Raw genomic sequence first — 1297 nt, forward strand, 5'->3', positions numbered from 1 at the left:
CTGTCGGCCGCCTGGCCCCGGTCCGGTCGTCCTGTCGGCCCTGGTCCAGGCCCGGTCGTCCCGTCGGCCGCCCGGTCCCGGCCCGGTCGTCCTGCCGGAAACCTCGCCGCGGTCCGGCCGTCCCCTCGAACGCTCCGCCCCGGTCCGGTCGTCCTGCCGGACACCTCGCCCCGGTCCGGCCGTCCCGCCGAACGCTCCGCCCGTCCGGTCGTCCCGCCGGACACCTCGCCGCGGGGCCAGCCGTTCCGTCGCGGGCGTGATCGCGTCGCTCCGCCCGCCGTCCCGTCACCCCGCCCCCTTAGGGTTGTCGCCCATGACCACCAGCAACACCGGATCCGGTGACGTCGACCCCGCTGTCCGTGACGAGCTCAACCGGCTGCGGGACAGCATCGACAACATCGACGCGGCCGTCGTCCACATGCTCGCCGAACGTTTCAAGGCCACCCAGCAGGTCGGCCACCTCAAGGCCCGCCACCAGCTGCCGCCCGCCGACCCGGCCCGCGAGGCCCGTCAGATCGAGCGGCTGCGCACCCTCGCCGAGAACGCCAAGCTCGACCCCGCCTTCGCCGAGAAGTTCCTGAACTTCATCATCGCCGAGGTGATCAGGCACCACGAGCGCATCGCCGAGGACACCGTCAACGGCCCCGCCACTCTGGCCGATTGACCTCGCCGGACGCCCCGGGGAGGTGACACGGGCGCCCGCGAACGGCATGCTGCGCTGTGCACTCCTTGTCAGCCCGCGAGCACACCGTGTCAGCACACGGGCGTAGGCTGGCTGTCCGCGAGGGAGGGACGCCGCGCCATGCCTTCGGATGCCAAGATCCTCATCGTCGACGACCACGAGGACACGCTCTACGCCCTGGAGAGCGCCCTCGCCCCCCTGGGCTACCGGCTCGGCCGCGCCACCAGCGGCGACGAGGCCCTCAAGCAGGTGCTCCGCGGCCAGGTCGGCCTCCTGCTCCTCGACGTGCGCATGCCCGGCGTCAGCGGACTCGACGTGGTCCGCTACATGCGGCGCCTGGAGCAGACCCAGCACATCCCCGTCGTCCTGCTCACCGGCTTCGGCCCCGACCACGAACTCACCTCCGCCGCCTTCGGCCTCGGCGTCGCGGACCTCGTGATGAAACCCATCGACCCCTGGGCCCTGCGCACCAAGGTCCGCTACCTCTTCGACGCCCACCGCCGCCGCCTCGCCCTCGAACACGAGGTCCGGGAACTACGGGCCCTCGTCAAGGACCACACCGAGGACAAGGGCCACGACGAGGACGACGACCCGGCCCCCCACCGGGCCCTGCCC

2 protein-coding genes are annotated in these 1297 nt (G+C 72.7%); both read left to right on the top strand.

The features are described 5' to 3' along the window. Nucleotides 1–313: 313 nt before the first annotated feature. Entirely contained in the window at nt 314–664 is a 351-nt protein-coding gene (locus EHS43_RS44725) for a chorismate mutase (RefSeq protein ID WP_125196073.1), read from the top strand. Between the two features lie 138 nt (nt 665–802). Continuing rightward, nucleotides 803–1297 (top strand): two-component system response regulator (locus tag EHS43_RS44730; RefSeq protein WP_148104355.1); only part of this gene is annotated, 495 nt, incomplete at its 3' end.

The organism is Streptomyces sp. RP5T, from assembly GCF_003933965.1.
Taxonomy (GTDB): Bacteria; Actinomycetota; Actinomycetes; order Streptomycetales; family Streptomycetaceae; genus Streptomyces.

Bases quoted from the DNA above. Each gene is read 5' to 3' on its own strand.
- EHS43_RS44725 (WP_125196073.1), top strand. From the start codon at position 314: ATGACCACCAGCAACACCGGATCCGGTGACGTCGACCCCGCTGTCCGT.